Genomic DNA, 12,840 nt, shown 5'->3' with positions numbered 1-12,840 from the left:
GGCAGCCATGCTACTATTTTGTTCATGGTGCTGATTTGCGCCAACGACCCGCCGCCCGGCGGGTTTTTTTAGTCGCCGGCGCACACGGTTCCTGAAAGGCTGGCGGGACAGCGGGAACTCAACCTTTCAATCGAATTGCGGAAGTTTGCATGCCACGCTACGCCACCATCATCATCGCCGATGACGGCGCCGAGATCGTCAGCGCCATCGGCGAGTTCGAGGGCGCGAACCTGCCGCGCCATAATGTCGAGCAGGTCTCGGACATCGTGTTTGAGGTGGTGGTGCGGCGGTTCAAACAGACGCCGGATTCCTGATCGTTTCCCAAACATCGATGTCATCGCCAAGGGCTATCCCCCGTGCCCCGTCAGCAGTGCCCGAGCCGCTGGAAGAATCCAGCCAGAGCTCCTATCTATGGAGCAATCCAAAGGAGGTGTGACATGGCTTCTTCCACCGAGCGCGCGGTCCTTGCCGGCGGCTGCTTCTGGGGCATGCAGGATCTGGTCCGACGCTTGCCCGGCGTTGTTTCGACGCGAGTCGGCTACAGCGGCGGCGACGTTCCCAACGCCACCTACCGTAACCACGGCACCCACGCCGAAGCGATCGAGATCGTCTTCGACCCGGCCAGGACCAGTTTCCGCACGCTGCTCGAATTCTTCTTCCAGATCCACGATCCGACGACGAGGAACCGCCAGGGCAACGATGTCGGCGCGAGCTATCGCTCGGCTATTTTCTACACCAGCGATGAGCAGAAGCGGATCGCCGAGGACACGATCGCCGACGTCGACGCGTCCGGCCTGTGGCCCGGCAAGGTCGTCACCGAGCTCGCTCCGGCCCGCCCCTTCTGGGAAGCCGAGCCCGAGCACCAGGACTATCTCGAGCGCTATCCCAACGGCTACACCTGCCATTTCGCGCGGCCGGGGTGGAAGCTTCCGGTCCGCCAAAAAGCTGCCGCGTCATAGACCTGCGGCGGGGCCGTTGGACATGGTCCCCGTTACTTGAAATAAGCCCGCCATGCCGAAAGGCATGGCGGGCTTTTTGCGTTCCGGCGACTGTCCGATGGCTGGATCGGTTCATCGTTCCACGGAAACGACGAGCCACTCTATCTATTTGTTTTGACACAATTCCGCACGGAAACCTGTCACGCGCTCTTCCCGGAATTGCTTAAAGCGCGTCGCGCTGAAGCGGATTCAGGCGACGCGCTTTAAGCCCTTGCTTTTATGCATGTCGAAGTCCCAGAACCGCGTACACTTCTGGGCGACATGCATTAGGCGGCTCAGCCCTTGGCGCGGCGGGCTTCGGGTTCGTGGCTGCCGATCCAGTGGGCGCGGATACGGTCGCTGGCCTCGAGATAGGCCATGTCGATAAGATACGTCAGGAGCTTTTCGCCATCGGCTTCCGCCTTCTGGCGAAGCTCTCGCAAGATCCCCTGCGCGAACTGCAGGTTTTCCATTTTGCTAGGCTGGTCCATGGGTGCCCCCCAAAAAACTGCGCGGTAAGTTTGGCTCACTATGCTTGTATGAAGGTTGTGACCCTGCGCGCGGTGAAGCTGTACTCGGTTGTACAGACGCCCGATCAACGAAGCTGTTGGACATGGCGCGGAAATGTCGATATTTTGCGCGCCCAATCGGATAGCGACCATGCACGAAGACGAGGGCAGCACTCCCGACAAGGTGCAAGCTATGCTTGACGTGATTGCCAGGAGCGATCCTTCGCTCGAGAGCGGGGAAGCCAATTTCGGCCGATTGAGGGCCGATGCTGCGCAGGCCGCCGGCGTGTTGATCGAATTTTACGGCGATGCGGCCCTCGAGCGCGCCAAGCTTATCGAGCACCGATCGCCCCAATCGCATTTCGCGCGCATGGTCACGGCCGAGGTCGGCAGACGCGGCAAGCGAGGCTAGCCCGCAAACAATCGGCGAAAGCTGCTTCAAGACGATCTTCGCCTCCCCAGCCTTCCGTCAAGCCGCTGCTCAATCTCTTCCTCGATATTGTCCAGAAGATACGACAACATGTCGTGTCCGATCGATCGCGCGATGTCCTTGGCCTGGCGGACGTGATTGTGGATCTCGCGCAGCGACTGTTCCTCGCTCGCGGCATCCTTCGTCAGATCGACGAACCAGCCAGGATAGAGTGCTGCTTCGCCCACGCCGTCAACGTAACATTGACCGACGGCAAGGATCTTGCGCAGCCCCATCTTTTCCGAGCGGACCTTGTAGACTTCCCTGAAGCCAGACCTGCGCTCTATTGCCTTGCGGATGGCCAATCGAACCCTTGGACGATCCTCACGGTCGATGCTTTGCATGCACCGTTCCAGTGATGCGCCGTGCGAGAATTCGTCGAGTGTCAGCCCGAAATAATCCGAAAGATTGGCACGGTCACGCTTGACGTCCCAGGTCCAGAACCCGTCAATCGGTGGATACCGCATATGCATGTTTCGGCCGTGCTCAGGCGCCGACGTCATGAAAACCGCCTCGTCCGGTTTCAAGATTCGCCAACACTATGTAGCAAAAATTGAAAGAAACAAAGGTGGCCTTTTGTACAAAGTCCGAAATCAAAAGGCTTGCTGCTTGTGGCAAGTTCGGGCGTCATATTTGACATAAGCAGAAAGGTGATGGTCTAAAAAAATTCTTGAGCCGAAAAAATTTTCACTTTGGTATTGCAACTGCAGCTTGGTCTTTGGCGTGATAAACACTGCGGGAAGGAGGAAAAACAATCCCAAAAGTTGTATTGCCGCAAGAGACGTGGCTAAAAATTCTTATATTTTGCAAAGCGGATAAAACTCAACGGGCACAGGTAACTGAAAACGCGGAGATCACGACTCGTTGCAAATGCTATCGGCAGCCGATTGGCCGGCAAACCTACCGGTGGTTGAAAGAGACGAAACTTCGAGAAAAGTCCGCGCGGATCGATCGACAGCCAGCTATTTCCGGACATGCCGGAGGGCGCCCTTCGACTGAAGGTCATTGTCGTTCCGACTTAAGTCCGGCAAGAACTCGACCTAGGCCGACCTTTGCTGTGGCTCCTGGCCGACTTCCCCGCCCGCTGCCGAATCATCGGCGATCCGATCGTGCTCGAACTGGCGTGCTTCGGGCACGGCCTGCAACCAGGACTCGCGACGTCCGATCCACAACTCGTAACTCGGCATCAGCCCTTCTGTTGGCGCAATGTCCAGGCTACCGATCGTGACCTCGGCCTCATCCTCGCCGATGAACGGAACACGGCTTCCACAGGTGGGACAAAAACTGCGAGCGCCGTAGGTGCTAGTTATGCCGGTGGCTTCGAATGCGCGAAGCGGCCACACCGCATAGGCATGGAAAGCCGATCCGCTTGTCTTGCGGCAGTCCTTGCAGTGGCAAAGGCCGATCCGCAGCGGCTCGCCCGCCACCTGGAACCGTACGCCGCCGCACAGGCAACTGCCGCTGCGCTTGATTTCGTTGGACATGGCCGTTTCCTCCTGCAGCCCGATCCGGCGCGGCCAGGCCGCTGTCCGTTTACAATTCGCCGGGGGTCGGAACGGTTCCGCGCCCGAATGCATGTCGCCCAAAAGTGCTTGGCGGTTTGGGAGAACGACATGCATCAAAATCAAGACAGGCTTGCGTGGCGTTGTTCAATCGAGGAAATTGAAGGGCGGCTCCTCGCATCGATAGAGGCGGCATTCGCCATCGCGGGTAGGAACCGGGATCGATATCGGCACTTCGGGCCAGTCGCATTCATTGCCAAACTGGCGCACGAAGCGGTCATAGGTGTCGGGTCCGGTGGTCAGCACCGCGGCGTGTTGGCTTTGGATGAGCGTCTGGGCCTGCGCGCAGGTCATGACGCGCGTATCCTGCCGGGCGTGGGCAGTGCCCGCAGCGCAAGCAATCATGCCGGCAATGAGCGTGATCGACAGGGTTCTCATGAGACACCAGGCTTCGGAGCTTCCGGTGTCGAATATGGAGCGCGGCTAAAACACCGCAAGATATTTCAGCAACGAGATGATCCCGATGATGATGACGATGATCTGCGCGATCTGTCGCGCGCGGGCATCGAGTGGCAGGCGCTGCACGAGGTAGAGCACCAGGATCACCACCAGGAAGGTGATCAGAATGCCGATAAGAACGGATGCGCCCATTTGCCTGCCTCCATTTTGTCCCCCAGGATCGCCTCAGCCTGGCTGCCTCCAACGTCGCGGGTGTGAAAATGGTTCCAAGAAGGCGCAGTGGAACGGGACATGCCGCGCGGCGTTGTTCAGCACTTTGAATATTCAGGATGGAACATGAAGGACGTATTCGGCACCGCTACCATCATCGCGCCGATCGCAATGGCCATCGCGCTCATGTTTTGGTTCCCATCAAGCTTGAACTCAACCCGGGACCGCCAATCCTGTCGTCTCACCCGACCAACGTTGGGTAACATCGGCCCGGAGGTGAGAGGAACATGCGTGCCGCTTGCGAGTTGATTTTCGTCATAACAAGCGCTGGATCGCGCTTCAGAAAGAGGAAAAGGTCATGGGTCTCGGCACAATTCTTATCATCATTCTTATTCTTGCCTTGCTTGGCGGCTTCAGCGGCCTGGGCGGTGGGCCTTTTTACGGCACGGGTTATTATGGCGGCGGCGGCCTAGGGCTGGTTCTTGTTATTATCATCATTCTGGTTGTGCTCGGACGGATCTGATAGCCGGCCGGCTGTCAAACCAGTTCAATCAGCCAGCGCGTCCCTGAGCTTCGCAGCCAGCTGTTCCAGCGTGAACGGCTTGGCGACGAAGTGCACATCGTGGTCGAGCACGCCGTTATGCACGACCGCGTTGCGGGTGAAGCCGGTCATGAACACCACTTTCAGCGAGTGGGAATGCTTGCGTGCCTGTTCGGCGAGCTGCCGGCCATTCATGCCCGGCATGACGATATCCGTCAGCATCAGCCCGATGGAGGCGTTCTCGCCGAGTTTTTGTAGCGCCTCTTCGCCGCCGGCCGCCTCGATGACGGTGTAGCCGAGCTCCAGCAGCGCGGCGGCCGTCGAAGCACGCACACGGGCGTCGTCCTCGACGAGCAGGACGGTTTCGGTTGCCGGGACATCGCTCCTGCCGCTTGCCCTTGTCGGCGTCGCCGCATCTTCCGAGCCGGTGAAGCGGGCAAGATAGATCTTGATTGTCGTGCCTTCGCCGGGCTCCGAATAGATTTTGACGTGTCCGCCGGATTGCTTGACGAAGCCGAACACCTGGCTGAGCCCGAGCCCAGTCCCTTTGGCCGCTGGCTTGGTGGTGAAGAACGGCTCGAAAGCCTTGGCCATGACGTCCGCCGGCATGCCCGCGCCGGTATCGGTCACCGCGATCATGACATACTGGCCTGCCTTCACTTCGGGATGCGCCGCCGTATAGGCCTCGTCGAGATGGCAATTGGCGGTCTCGATGGTGAGCTTGCCCTTTTCGTCCATGGCGTCGCGCGCGTTGACCGCCAGGTTGATGATGGCATTCTCGACCTGGCTCGGGTCGGCATGCGTTTTCCAAAGTCCGCCCGCCAGCACCGTTTCGATCTCGATCGCATGGCCGAGCGTGCGGCGCAGAAGATCCGACATGCCGGTGACAAGGCGGTTCGCGTCGACGATCTGCGGCGCCAGCGTTTGCTGCCTGGAAAAGGCAAGCAGCCTGGCCGTGAGGTTGGCGGCGCGCGCCGCGGCATCGGTGGCCGCCTCGACGAAGCTCTGCACGTCATGCTCTCCGCGAGCGAGCTTGCGCTGCGCGAGGTTCATGGCGCTGGTGATGACGGCCAGCATATTGTTGAAATCATGCGCGATGCCGCCAGTGAGCTGGCCTACCGCCTCCATCTTCTGCACCTGGCGAAGTTGCGACTCCGCCTTTTCACGCGTCTCGATCTCGGCGAGCAGCGCCGCGTTCTTGGCGCTCAACGCGTCCTGCGCGGCGGCCACGTCCTGGAAACGGCGGCTGGATTGGCGGATCGTGTAGATGCCGAGCAGGAAGATGCCCAGCAGCGCCGCGAACGAGCCGGCGCGCAGCCAGCCTTCGATCTGTTCCATGCGCTCGGCGCGGGCAGCGAGGCTCGCGCCGTCGATGCGCCGGATCGCGTCGATGTTGGCGCGGATCTGATCCATGTCCAGCTTGCCCCTGCCGCCGCGCACGATGTCCAGCGCTTTTGCGGTGTTGCCCGTGTCGTAGAGCCGGATCGTCTCTGCGAGCTCGGCCTGCTCGCGGGCAAGCGCGTCCTTGATGCCGACCACCTCTTGCGCCCTGTCGCTGCCGTCGGGAAACATCTCACCGACGCGCTTAAGCATTGCCGGCAGCGCATCGACCGCATGCTGGTATGGCAGGAGATAGTTCTTCTCGCCGGTCAGCAGATAGCCGCGCTGGCCCGTCTCGGCGTCCTGGACGAGCGAGAGCAGGCTCGAGAGCAGTTGCTGGGCCTCGATCGCTTCGCGGCTGGCGTCGCGGTCCGCAATCTGTGTTTCGGCGAGGATGGCGCGCGCAGCGATGATCAGCGCGACAATGGCAAAGCCGGCAAGGAGCGGAAGCGCTTGCCATCGCAGGGCGCGTCGCAGTCGGACGATCATTGCTTCGCCAAGCCTGAGGAAATCGTGAAATTCGCCAAGTGGTAGGCGGCGGCAAAGCGCAAGGCAATAGTCGGATCCATAAGGGCAATGATAGCAGCAAGCCCGGCATGCCTGGCTATGTCAAACTTTAATGACAGCGGCCCCGGCCGATGCCAGAACAGGCGAACTCGCCGCGGCGGCGTTTGCGGTCGACCGGATGCGGCTGTTCGAATCTCGCTAGCTCTCGCGTCCGCTGCATTCGAGGCAGACGATGCTGTGTCCCGGACAATTCAGCCGGTGCGTGCCTCCTGGGCAGCAATGGCCGTTCGAGCTCAGCCAGCGCGCGCAAACGAAAACCTTCTTGGCCCCGTGACAGCGGGAGCATTCCTGCGGACGCATCAATTCCTCCCGTGATGGGATGCGATGTTCCGCTTCAACCGTGTTCATCCGTTTCGTCCCCAACGCCTGGATTATCGGTCAGCTATGTTACTTCACTATTCTTTACATTAGGGTTTATGAATGTGAAAGTGATGAAAGCGTCACAGCGCTTTCGTGTGCTCGGGCGCTTCCCCTTTGCGCTGCCCTTGCTAAATGTGATGCCGCTCCATGCGTCGGCAAATTCTGGCGGCCAGGGCACGCAACGGGAACCTTCTTGCAATGACATGGACCGGCGCGGGCGCGCTTTTCATCCTCGTGCTCACCTATGCCGGCGTCGCCGTCGGTCGCATTCCGGGCCTGCGCCTCGACCGCGCCGGCATCGCGCTGCTGGGCGGGGCCGCCATGATCGCCATCGGCGCGATCGGCATCGAGGATGCCTACAAAGCCATCAATTTCGACACCATCACGCTGCTGCTCGGCATGATGATCGTGGTCGCGCATCTCAAGGTGTCGGGCGCGTTTCGCGCGCTCGGCGGCTTTGCCATCGAGCACGCCCATGCACCCTTCATGCTTTTGGTGATGGTGACGCTGCTGACCGGCGTGCTCTCGGCCTTCCTGGTCAATGACGCGATCTGCCTCGTGATGGCGCCGATGGTCGTCCACGTCACCCGCGTCATCAACCGCAACCCGGTGCCTTACCTCATCGCCACCTGCACGGCCTCGAATTGCGGCAGCGTCGCCACCATCACCGGCAATCCGCAGAACATGGTGATCGGCGCGCTGTCCGGCATTTCCTATCCGGCTTTCACGCTGGCGCTCGCGCCGGTGGCGCTGTTCAGCCTGTTTTGCGTCATCGTCATCGTGCGCATCGTCTACAGCGCCGAATTCTCCCGCCCTGCCGAACTCAGCCCCGAGGTCTATCGCGGCCGCATGCTGCCCGGACAGGTGCTGAAGGCCACCATCGTCTGCGTGCTGCTGGCGTTCGCCTTCTTCGCCGGCGTTCCCGTCGCCAAGGCGGCGCTGATTGCCGGCGCCTTCCTGCTGGTCACCCGGGCAATCAAGCCGCGGCGCATCTACCGCGAGATCGACGGCCCGCTGCTCTTCATGTTCGCCGGTCTGTTCGTGGTGGTGGCGGGCGCCGAGCGCACGCTGCTCACGCCCGACATGATCGCCTGGGCGAAGAACATCGGCCTCGACGACGTCTGGCGGCTCTCCGGCTTCACCGCCGTGCTTTCCAACATCATGAGCAATGTGCCGGCGGTGCTGGCGCTCCGCCCGTTCATCCCCGGGCTGGAAAACCCGGAGCGCGCCTGGCTGGTCGTGGCGATGAGCTCCACGCTTGCCGGGAATTTCACGCTGCTCGGCTCGGTCGCCAACCTGATCGTCGCCGAGCAGGCGAAAGCGGCCGGCAAGGAGCTTTCCTTTTCCTCCTTCTTCAAGGTCGGCCTGCCGCTGACCCTGGTGACGCTTCTCGCCGGCACGGCCTGGCTGGCATGGTCCTGAAGACGCTATCACCGTGGGATGGCGTCAATCGGGGCAGTCCAGGGGTCAGGCGTCGTCTCTGCCTGCCATCCTCGCCCGTATAAGCGTCGCGGCGGCATGGCCGGCGGCATTGACGTAATCTGGATTGTGATGGATCAGCATGCTGGAAAAGGCGCCATCCATCAAAAGCACGATCTCGCGTGCCAGCATCTTCGCCTCGCCGACATCGTGGTCTGAGAGCGCGCCTGCCAGCCATTTTTCGAAATTGGTCTTGTGGCGCGCTCCAGCCTTCACCGCCGGATGTCCGGGCATCGCGGCGAGCTCTGCCGCCGTGCGCAGGAAACCGCAGCCCTTCCATTTGGGATGGCGCGCCACCCGCGCCAGGTTGGTGAAGATCGCTTCGACCTTTTTGTCCGCGCCGCCTCCCGCCGCGTCGAACCAGCCGGCCATCTGCTCGAGGTTAGGCTGGTCGCGGCCCTCGAGATAGGCCGCGATCAGGTCGTCCTTGCTCTTGAAATGGTAGTAGAGCGTGCGCTTGGTGAGCCCGGCTTTCTCCGCTACGGCGTCCACGCTGACGCGACCGATGCCTTCGGCATAGAAGAGCTTGGTCGCTGCCTCGACGAGACGTTTTCGCGTGGGATTGGGCTTCTCGCTCATTGGCCAAGTATACCGACTAGTGAATATACAAGCAATCGAAAGCCTGCTCCTTATCCCGCCGAACCGCCGGAAAGGAAAAAGTCATGACCGACCTTGTGCTGAGCGAGACGCGCGACCGCGTCGCGATCCTTACCCTCAACCGCCCCGATAAGCTGAATGCACTGAACTACGCCCTGATCGACCGACTGTTGTCGCTCCTCGGCCCGATCGAGACGGACGATGGCGTGCGCGCCGTCATCCTCACAGGCGCAGGCGAGCGCGCCTTCTCCGCGGGCGCCGATATCCACGAATTCTCGTCGAGCGTGGCCGAAGGCGCCGATGTCGCGCTGCGCGATTTCGTCATGCGCGGCCAGCGCCTGACGGCGCGGCTGGAAGCATTTCGCAAGCCGGTCATCGCTGCCGTCAACGGCCTGGCTTTCGGCGGCGGCTGTGAAATCACTGAGGCTGTGCCGCTGGCCATCGCCAGCGATCGCGCCTTGTTTGCAAAGCCCGAGATAAAACTGGCCATGCCGCCGACCTTCGGCGGCACGCAGCGCCTGCCGAGGCTGGCCGGCCGCAAGCGCGCGCTTGAAGTGCTTCTGACGGGCGAGTCGTTTTCGCCGCACCGCGCCGTCGAGCTTGGCCTCGTCAACAGGGTCGTGCCGCATGAAGAGCTGATGCCGGCGGCTTTCGATCTTGCTCGGCGTATCACCATCCATTCGCGAGTGGCAGTGTCGAGCATCCTCACCGCCGTCACCCGCGGCATCAATCAGAGCATTGCCGAGGGCCTGCTGGTCGAGGCCGAGCAGTTCGCGCACATAGCCCCCACGGCTGATCTGCGCGAAGGGCTCGATGCCTGGATCGAGCGGCGCCGGCCGGCCTATAACGGCTCATGGGCGCACCGCCGGCGGGACGAGAGGCGTCATGCTCGGCGGCAGGTCAGGATCAACCCGTGACGACGCGGCTGTAAAGCTGATGGAGATCGGAGGCGGAAGCCCGATCGCTCACGCCTCCCGGCTGCAGCCTTTTATGCCGCCGATTTCAGGTTCGTCCCGTCTGTTGGCCGCACGCGCGCGGCGGCCGCCAGCAGATCGGTCTGGGTGATCAGCCCGAGGATATGCCGGTCGCCATCGACGATCACCACGGCATGGCTGCGCCCGTCGGTCAGCACCGGCAGCAGGCTCATCGCCGGCGTGTCGGGGGAGGCGATGCCGGCCTTTGACATCACCCCTTTCACCGTGTCGGTCGCTCTTGTCAGTTCGCGCAGACCGACCGCGCCGGTCAGTTGGCCGTCCGCGTCGACCACCGGCAAGGTGCGGATGTTGTGGTCGATCAGCTGTTTGCGCGCCTCGTCGGCGGAGGCCGTTTCGGTCACCGAGATCACGTCGCGGGACATGATGTCCTGGCACAGCAGCGTACGCTGCGAGCGCACCATCGCCTGCAGCTCGACGTGGCGCAGCAGGCGCTCCAGGTCGTCACGGTCGATGTCGAAGGTCTCGTCGAGCGCGGAGAGCGCCGCATCGACATCCTCGGGCCTGAAGCCGACACGCTCGGCCGGCAGCCGGTCGGCTGTGCCGTGGCCATTGGTGGCAGGCACGTGCACATGGGGATAGCTGCGCCGCGACAGCTTGTGAAACAGGAAGCCGAGCGTAACCAGGATGATCGAGTTCAGCGCCACCGGCACGAAGGGAAACAGGAAGCCGGCGGCGGCAACGGCTGGCCCGCCGAGAACGCCGGTAAGCGCCGCGGCGCCGCCCGGCGGATGCAATGAGCGCGTGAACGACATGGCTGCGATCGCCAGCGCCACCGCAAGGCCGGAGGCAATCACCGTGTCGTGCACAAAAAGCGCCACCGTTACGCCGACCAGCGCCGAAATCGTGTTGCCGCCGATGATCGACCAGGGCTGCGCCAGCGGGCTTGACGGAACGGCAAAGAGCAGCACGGCGGAAGCGCCCATGGGCGCAACCAGCATCGCCACAAGCGGGCCACTGCCCGTGGCGAGCCCGCTGATCATGCCGGTGAGCGCGATACCGATGGTCGCGCCGATGCAGGCAAGCAGCCGTTCGCGAAGCGTCGCGCCGGCTAGGATCGGAACGAAAAGGCGAAACGCCATGGAAGGCCCTGGATCGAATAGGTGGAATTGCGCTGCTCGCAATGCCGCTGAGGCCCCGGATTTGGAAGCCAAACCAATCCGTATATTCGCAGCCAGAGAGAATATTATTGCGCGGCGAGCCGCGCAGCACGTGCCGCCGGCGGCCTGCCGATCTCCCGGCAGCTGTTACATCCGCGATTGGATGTGCCTGCCGACAAAAGGGTCCCGAGCTGGTTGCGTGGCTATGCTATTCCTTAAGCGGAGGCTTGTCTGCGGCCGCCGGCGCCTGCCGATCCGGCCTGTCATCCGGCGGTCGCGGCCGCGGCGAGCCCGCAAAGGATGTCGGCCCTGAGATCCTCGACATCCTCCAGCCCGATCTGCAGGCGGATCAGCGAGCCGGCATAGGCGCCTTTGGCTATGGTGCGGTCGCCGAGAGAGACCGGAACGGCGAGGCTCTCATAGCCGCCCCAGGAATAGCCGAGGCCGAAGATCTTGAGCGCGTCGAGGAAGGCATGCTGCGCTTTCTGCCCGCCGCCGTTGAGCACGATCGAGAAGATGCCGCTGGAGCCGCAGAAATCGCGCTTCCAGAGCGCATGGTCGGGATGGCTTTCCAGCGCCGGATGCAGCACCTGTGCGACGCCCGGCTGCGCCTCCAGCCAGCGCGCGATATCGAGCGCGCTCTTGCGGTGGTGCTCGAGCCGCACCCCCATCGTGCGCAGGCCGCGCAGCACTTGGTAGATATCGTCGGGTCCCGAACAGCAGCCGAGCGTGCAGAAGCCCTCGTAGAGCTGCTTCCAATAGATCTCGTTGGCCGACACCATGCCGAGCAGCACGTCCGAATGGCCGGCCGGATATTTCGTCGCCGCATGGATCGAGATGTCGACACCATGGTCGAGGGGCTTGAAATAGAGCGGCGTCGCCCAGGTGTTGTCCATCATCACGATGGCGCCTGCGGCACGCGCGGCCTTGGCGATCGCCGGGATGTCCTGCACCTCATAGGTGTTCGATCCCGGTGATTCGGTGAACACCACCTTGGTGTTGGGCTTGATCAGCGATTGGATGCCGGCGCCGATGCGCGGCTCGTAATATTCGACCTCGACGCCGAGCCGCTTCAGCATCGTATCGGCGAAGTGGCGCGTCGGGTGGTAGACGCTGTCGACGATCAACAGGTGATCGCCCGCGCCAAGGAAGGTCAGGAGCGGCACCGTCACCGCCGCCAGCCCCGAAGGCACCGCGATGGTGCCGGCCGAACCTTCCAGCGAATCGACGGCGAGCGTCAGCGCATCCATCGTCGGCGTGCCGCGTGTGCCATAGGTGTATTTCTGCGTGCGCGCGGCCATCGACGCGGCGTCGGGATAGAGCACGGTCGAGGCATGCACGACCGGCGGATTGACGAAGCCGAAATAGTCGCGGGGATTGTTGCCGGAATGGGCAAGCCGCGTGTTGATGCCCATTTCGATGCCGTCTTTAGCCATGGTTCGTCGCCAGCCAATTCAAGTAAGGGGTCGAATGATGTCAGAAGACCAGCCATAAAGCGGCGGCAAAGCCGGCGCAACCGCGCCAGGTCCGCCAAAAGCGGGTCTTCCGCTGGGCCAATCCAACGGCGTACGCGCCCAACAAAGCACCGCTATTGCCGAAGCGGATTGCGCCGCCCAGCCATGGCTTCGCGACGACGCAACTTGACTGATTTGTTCGCACGGCCTGCCGGTTTCATGGTGCTCTTGTCCGCAATTCAGG

General features: G+C 62.3%; 15 protein-coding genes. 6 read left to right on the top strand and 9 right to left on the bottom strand.

The window, feature by feature from the left end; all coding sequences use genetic code 11:
* Window positions 1-149 precede the first annotated feature (149 nt).
* Together ACWGS9_RS27670 and msrA are read left to right on the top strand one after the other, a co-directional pair.
* Window positions 150-314, top strand: a complete 165-nt coding sequence (locus ACWGS9_RS27670; protein WP_454508227.1) for a hypothetical protein — start codon at window positions 150-152, stop codon at window positions 312-314.
* A 123-nt stretch (window positions 315-437) separates the two neighbouring features.
* The gene (msrA, locus tag ACWGS9_RS27665; RefSeq protein ID WP_454508226.1) at window positions 438-959 is read left to right on the top strand and encodes a peptide-methionine (S)-S-oxide reductase MsrA; all 522 of its coding nucleotides are present in this window, start codon (window positions 438-440) and stop codon (window positions 957-959) included.
* Window positions 960-1,273: 314 nt separating this feature from the next.
* Here the strand turns inward: msrA and ACWGS9_RS27660 are convergent, their stop codons facing one another.
* Window positions 1,274-1,468, bottom strand: coding sequence for a hypothetical protein (locus ACWGS9_RS27660; protein WP_320216188.1), 195 nt, complete (start codon window positions 1,466-1,468; stop codon window positions 1,274-1,276).
* A 169-nt stretch (window positions 1,469-1,637) separates the two neighbouring features.
* Between ACWGS9_RS27660 and ACWGS9_RS27655 the strand changes: the two genes are divergently transcribed.
* Window positions 1,638-1,898, top strand: a complete 261-nt coding sequence (locus ACWGS9_RS27655; protein ID WP_454508225.1) for a hypothetical protein — start codon at window positions 1,638-1,640, stop codon at window positions 1,896-1,898.
* Between the two features lie 26 nt (window positions 1,899-1,924).
* Here the strand turns inward: ACWGS9_RS27655 and ACWGS9_RS27650 are convergent, their stop codons facing one another.
* The 4 genes from ACWGS9_RS27650 to ACWGS9_RS27635 form a co-directional block, all read right to left on the bottom strand.
* Window positions 1,925-2,458, bottom strand: a complete 534-nt coding sequence (locus ACWGS9_RS27650) for a hypothetical protein (RefSeq protein ID WP_454508224.1) — start codon at window positions 2,456-2,458, stop codon at window positions 1,925-1,927.
* Window positions 2,459-2,995: 537 nt separating this feature from the next.
* A complete protein-coding gene (locus ACWGS9_RS27645; RefSeq protein ID WP_454508223.1) occupies window positions 2,996-3,439 on the bottom strand; it encodes a GFA family protein in 444 nt (147 codons plus the stop codon).
* A gap of 165 nt (window positions 3,440-3,604) precedes the next feature.
* Window positions 3,605-3,895 carry a hypothetical protein gene (locus ACWGS9_RS27640; RefSeq protein WP_454508222.1) on the bottom strand — a complete coding sequence of 97 codons (291 nt, stop codon included), beginning with the start codon at window positions 3,893-3,895 and terminating at the stop codon, window positions 3,605-3,607.
* 45 nt (window positions 3,896-3,940) lie between these two features.
* Window positions 3,941-4,108, bottom strand: coding sequence for a Thivi_2564 family membrane protein (locus tag ACWGS9_RS27635; protein WP_095819989.1), 168 nt, complete (start codon window positions 4,106-4,108; stop codon window positions 3,941-3,943).
* Between the two features lie 376 nt (window positions 4,109-4,484).
* Between ACWGS9_RS27635 and ACWGS9_RS27630 the strand changes: the two genes are divergently transcribed.
* Window positions 4,485-4,649: a DUF3309 family protein gene (locus ACWGS9_RS27630; RefSeq protein ID WP_112097828.1), complete on the top strand. Its 165-nt coding sequence runs from the start codon at window positions 4,485-4,487 to the stop codon at window positions 4,647-4,649.
* A 24-nt stretch (window positions 4,650-4,673) separates the two neighbouring features.
* On the opposite strand, the gene ACWGS9_RS27625 is transcribed toward ACWGS9_RS27630, so the two are convergent.
* Window positions 4,674-6,536: a CHASE3 domain-containing protein gene (locus tag ACWGS9_RS27625; RefSeq protein ID WP_454508221.1), complete on the bottom strand. Its 1,863-nt coding sequence runs from the start codon at window positions 6,534-6,536 to the stop codon at window positions 4,674-4,676.
* Between the two features lie 636 nt (window positions 6,537-7,172).
* On the opposite strand from ACWGS9_RS27625, the gene ACWGS9_RS27620 reads away from it, so the two are divergent.
* On the top strand, window positions 7,173-8,396 hold the full coding sequence (locus ACWGS9_RS27620) for an anion transporter (RefSeq protein ID WP_454508220.1): 1,224 nt from the start codon (window positions 7,173-7,175) through the stop codon (window positions 8,394-8,396).
* A gap of 45 nt (window positions 8,397-8,441) precedes the next feature.
* Here ACWGS9_RS27620 and ACWGS9_RS27615 read toward each other — a convergent pair whose 3' ends face one another.
* Complete coding sequence (locus ACWGS9_RS27615) at window positions 8,442-9,032, bottom strand: TetR/AcrR family transcriptional regulator (RefSeq protein ID WP_454508219.1); 591 nt, start codon at window positions 9,030-9,032, stop codon at window positions 8,442-8,444.
* Window positions 9,033-9,115: 83 nt separating this feature from the next.
* Here ACWGS9_RS27615 and ACWGS9_RS27610 point away from each other — a divergent pair, with 83 nt between their 5' ends.
* Window positions 9,116-9,967: a crotonase/enoyl-CoA hydratase family protein gene (locus ACWGS9_RS27610; protein WP_454508218.1), complete on the top strand. Its 852-nt coding sequence runs from the start codon at window positions 9,116-9,118 to the stop codon at window positions 9,965-9,967.
* A gap of 71 nt (window positions 9,968-10,038) precedes the next feature.
* Here the strand turns inward: ACWGS9_RS27610 and ACWGS9_RS27605 are convergent, their stop codons facing one another.
* Window positions 10,039-11,124 carry an HPP family protein gene (locus tag ACWGS9_RS27605; protein ID WP_454508217.1) on the bottom strand — a complete coding sequence of 362 codons (1,086 nt, stop codon included), beginning with the start codon at window positions 11,122-11,124 and terminating at the stop codon, window positions 10,039-10,041.
* A gap of 281 nt (window positions 11,125-11,405) precedes the next feature.
* Window positions 11,406-12,578: a cystathionine beta-lyase gene (locus ACWGS9_RS27600; protein WP_454508216.1), complete on the bottom strand. Its 1,173-nt coding sequence runs from the start codon at window positions 12,576-12,578 to the stop codon at window positions 11,406-11,408.
* Window positions 12,579-12,840: the final 262 nt, after the last annotated feature.

Source organism: Mesorhizobium sp. Arg314 (assembly GCF_053714275.1).
This window is presented reverse-complemented; position numbering and strand designations above follow the sequence as displayed.

Excerpts from the sequence above, each read along its gene's own strand:
- ACWGS9_RS27670 (WP_454508227.1), top strand. The coding sequence starts at position 150 with ATGCCACGCTACGCCACCATCATCATCGCCGATGACGGCGCCGAGATC.
- msrA (WP_454508226.1), top strand. The coding sequence starts at position 438 with ATGGCTTCTTCCACCGAGCGCGCGGTCCTTGCCGGCGGCTGCTTCTGG.
- ACWGS9_RS27660 (WP_320216188.1), bottom strand. The coding sequence starts at position 1,468 with ATGGACCAGCCTAGCAAAATGGAAAACCTGCAGTTCGCGCAGGGGATC.
- ACWGS9_RS27655 (WP_454508225.1), top strand. The coding sequence starts at position 1,638 with ATGCACGAAGACGAGGGCAGCACTCCCGACAAGGTGCAAGCTATGCTT.
- ACWGS9_RS27650 (WP_454508224.1), bottom strand. The coding sequence starts at position 2,458 with ATGACGTCGGCGCCTGAGCACGGCCGAAACATGCATATGCGGTATCCA.
- ACWGS9_RS27645 (WP_454508223.1), bottom strand. The coding sequence starts at position 3,439 with ATGTCCAACGAAATCAAGCGCAGCGGCAGTTGCCTGTGCGGCGGCGTA.
- ACWGS9_RS27640 (WP_454508222.1), bottom strand. The coding sequence starts at position 3,895 with ATGAGAACCCTGTCGATCACGCTCATTGCCGGCATGATTGCTTGCGCT.
- ACWGS9_RS27635 (WP_095819989.1), bottom strand. The coding sequence starts at position 4,108 with ATGGGCGCATCCGTTCTTATCGGCATTCTGATCACCTTCCTGGTGGTG.
- ACWGS9_RS27630 (WP_112097828.1), top strand. The coding sequence starts at position 4,485 with ATGGGTCTCGGCACAATTCTTATCATCATTCTTATTCTTGCCTTGCTT.
- ACWGS9_RS27625 (WP_454508221.1), bottom strand. The coding sequence starts at position 6,536 with ATGATCGTCCGACTGCGACGCGCCCTGCGATGGCAAGCGCTTCCGCTC.
- ACWGS9_RS27620 (WP_454508220.1), top strand. The coding sequence starts at position 7,173 with ATGACATGGACCGGCGCGGGCGCGCTTTTCATCCTCGTGCTCACCTAT.
- ACWGS9_RS27615 (WP_454508219.1), bottom strand. The coding sequence starts at position 9,032 with ATGAGCGAGAAGCCCAATCCCACGCGAAAACGTCTCGTCGAGGCAGCG.
- ACWGS9_RS27610 (WP_454508218.1), top strand. The coding sequence starts at position 9,116 with ATGACCGACCTTGTGCTGAGCGAGACGCGCGACCGCGTCGCGATCCTT.
- ACWGS9_RS27605 (WP_454508217.1), bottom strand. The coding sequence starts at position 11,124 with ATGGCGTTTCGCCTTTTCGTTCCGATCCTAGCCGGCGCGACGCTTCGC.
- ACWGS9_RS27600 (WP_454508216.1), bottom strand. The coding sequence starts at position 12,578 with ATGGCTAAAGACGGCATCGAAATGGGCATCAACACGCGGCTTGCCCAT.